Below are 2,884 nucleotides of genomic sequence, written 5' to 3'. Positions count from 1 at the left end.
GCGCCGGTGGCCACCGCGCGACGTTCGACGCGCGCGCCGTGCCGCCGGAGCAGCCGCTGCCCGAGTTGCTCACGGCCGTCAGGTCCGTCACCGACCTGCCGCTCGTCGCCGCCGGCGGCATCTGCACGCCTGCCGCCGTGCGCGAGACCCTCGAGCTGGCCGACGCCGTCCAGCTGGGGACCGCCTTCCTCGATGCCGCCGAGGCGGGCTCGTTGCCGACCTACCGCACCGCGTTGCGCGACCCCGCCTACACGCAGACCGTGCTGACCCGCGCGTTCTCAGGGCGCTACGCCCGCGGGCTGCGCAACGCCTTCATCGACGAGTTCGGGGAGTCGGCGCCCGCCGCCTACCCGGCGGTCAATCAGCTGACCGGCCCGCTGCGCCGAGCCGCGGGCATGGCCGGCGACGCCGCGCACCTCTCCCTGTGGGCCGGCACCGGGTGGCGTGACCTGCCGACGGGGTCGACCGCCGCCATCATCGAGGCCCTGCTCGCCGAGGTGTCCGACCGGTAGGGTCACGCCGGTGTCGGGTTGCCTGGCCGCGGTCGCCACGGAGGGCCAGAGACGAGGATGGCTGACACACTCGGATCCGAACGGCGCGGACACGCTTGTGACCTGCACAAACGCCAGGGAGCGACGGCTCTGAAGACGAGTATGTATGCCAACTTCGTCTCGACTCGCCACCGAACCCTGCTCCGGCGCGAGGCACGAGGGCGAGGCGCGCGCCGCGCGTGCCGCGTGCGCGGCCAGAGGGGTGCTCGTCGAGTGCTGCGGCTGCGTCCTCACGAGATGCCCCGACAGCTTTCACCGTTCGGACTATCACCAGCGCGCGGGCCCTGGACGACCCAAGCTTGTGACCAGGGCGTTTGCGCGGTGATCGGCTGCCGCGGCAGTGCGGTGGTAGTCCGAGGGGTGTCCACAGGCTGTAGATCGGTGGGCGAACGGCCCGGCTCGGGCGGCAACGGCGCGAGAATGGATGACCAGTTCCCGGCCGGGCGGATCCCCGGCTCGAGCCGATTGCGACGGAGGTCCGATGGCCGCGCGCGTTCCACCCCAACCCTCCCCCGACCGGCTCACCGACTTCGCCGGCCACCCACTCGTCGTGGGCGTGACGCCCGGCCAGCCCGATCTGGTCGCCCTCACCGCCGCCTCGATGGGGCGCGCGACGGGGGCACCGGCGATCTACTTCGCGTACGTCGACGAGGCGCGCTACCCCGTGCGAGAGCATCCCGATGGCACCGTGGACCACGAACAACTCGACCCCGACGGCATCGACGACGCGTGGATGCAGACCCAGGCCGACCTCGTCGAGAAGCTCGCGCGAGTGCTGACCGGGCCTGAGCCGGCGTGGGAATTCCGTTACCTGGCAGGCCGGGTCGACCGCGCTCTGACCCACCTTGCGCGGGCCGTCGACGCCGCCGGCTTCGTCGTCGGCACCCACCTGGGGAGGCACCGGCGGATCGCCGGTTTTCTCAACGAGTCGGTGGCCGTGCAGCTCTCGCATCGCCAACACCGGCCCGTGCTGCTCGTGCCGTTGCAGGTGGTCGACTGGCAGGGCCGGGCCCCCTGGGAGTAGGCGCCGCACGCGCGCGAGGCCGATGACGCCGGCGCCCGTTGCGGCGGGCAGGATGAGCCGGTGGTCTCGGACTCCCTCCTCGCCGCGCTCAGCCGTGTCGTTCCCGTCATCGCCTTTCTTCTGACGATCACGATCGTCGCCGAACTGAGTGAGCGCGCAGGGGTGTTCGAGGCGGCCGGCGCATGGATCACCCGCCACGGCGGGCACCGGGTGGGCAGCCTGTGGCTGCTGTTCTCCGCGTTCGCGGTCACCTGCACGATGTTCCTGTCGCTGGACACCACGGCCGTGTTGCTCACTCCCGTGGCCCTCGCGATCGCCCGCCAGATCGGCGCGGCGCCACGCCCTTTCGCCGTGACGACTCTGTGGATCGCGAACACCGGCTCGCTGTTTCTGCCGATGTCCAATCTGACCAACCTGCTCGCGGCGCAGCGGTTCGCCGGGCTGGGTGTGGGGCACGCCGGCTACATGCGTCTCGCGGCCGCACCGGCGGTGGCCGGCGTCGCGGTCACGCTGGCGGCGATAGCGGTGCTGCATCGACGCGGGCTGTGCGCCTCGTACGAGCCGTCGTCCCCGGCCACTCCGCGAGACCCGGTGCTCCTGCGGATCGCGCTGCTCGTCTGTCTCCTGGTTGGCCCCGCCTTCGCCCTCGGCGCGCCGCCGTGGCTCGTGTCGGGCATCGGCGCGCTCGTGCTGGCGACGGCCACGGCCACCCGGGCGCCCGCCTCCCTGCGCGGGCTGTCGATCCCGTGGACCATGGCGGCCGGGTTCGCTGCCCTCAGCATCGCCGTCACCTGGGCGGACGGCGCCGGGCACCTCGGCTGGCTCGGCTCGCTGGCGGGGACGGGCTCCGGCGTGGTCGACCTGCTGCGCGTCTCACTGCTCACCGCGCTGACGTCGAACGTCGTCAACAACCTCCCGGCATACCTGGCCATGGAGCACGCCGCGGGTCACGAGCCGCTGCGGCTCATGGCGACCCTCATCGGCGCGAACGCCGGGCCGCTCGTCACGCCGTGGGGGTCGCTGGCGACGCTGTTGTGGCTGCAGCGCTGCCGAGCGGCCGGCGTGACCTGGCGCTGGTGGCGCCTCGGCACGGCCGGCCTGGGCTGCGCGGCCGCGGCGGTGGTCGCCGCCACCATGGCACTCGCCCTCACCGCCCCCTGACCCGAGCCTCCCTGACCCCAGCCCCGCCCGTTACCTTCTTCATGCCCTCGCATGATGAGGGTGCTGCTCACCAGGTCCGGCATGACTTACCGCCCCTGTCGAACGCATGATCCGGGGGGTGTTGTCACCGGGCCTGGTGGCGTCTGAG

3 protein-coding genes are annotated in these 2,884 nt (G+C 72.6%); all 3 read left to right on the top strand.

Features of this window, described 5'->3' with window-relative positions; translation table 11 throughout:
* Nucleotides 1-512 (top strand): NAD(P)H-dependent flavin oxidoreductase (locus PINTE_RS20830; protein ID WP_174524039.1); only part of this gene is annotated, 512 nt, incomplete at its 5' end.
* 520 nt (nucleotides 513-1,032) lie between these two features.
* Nucleotides 1,033-1,575 (top strand): universal stress protein, encoded by a 543-nt coding sequence (locus PINTE_RS20825; RefSeq protein WP_068434426.1) that lies wholly within the window; start codon nucleotides 1,033-1,035, stop codon nucleotides 1,573-1,575.
* Between the two features lie 60 nt (nucleotides 1,576-1,635).
* Nucleotides 1,636-2,736, top strand: a complete 1,101-nt coding sequence (locus PINTE_RS20820; protein ID WP_068434424.1) for an ArsB/NhaD family transporter — start codon at nucleotides 1,636-1,638, stop codon at nucleotides 2,734-2,736.
* Nucleotides 2,737-2,884 lie beyond the last annotated feature (148 nt).

Origin of the sequence: Piscicoccus intestinalis NBRC 104926, assembly GCF_001515525.1 — a bacterium.
GTDB lineage: Bacteria > Actinomycetota > Actinomycetes > Actinomycetales > Dermatophilaceae > Kineosphaera > Kineosphaera intestinalis.
Note: the sequence above shows the minus strand (reverse complement) of the source record. Positions and strands in the feature narration are given on the sequence as shown.

Coding starts and splice junctions, on each gene's coding strand:
- PINTE_RS20825 (WP_068434426.1), top strand. CDS start 1,033: ATGGCCGCGCGCGTTCCACCCCAACCCTCCCCCGACCGGCTCACCGAC.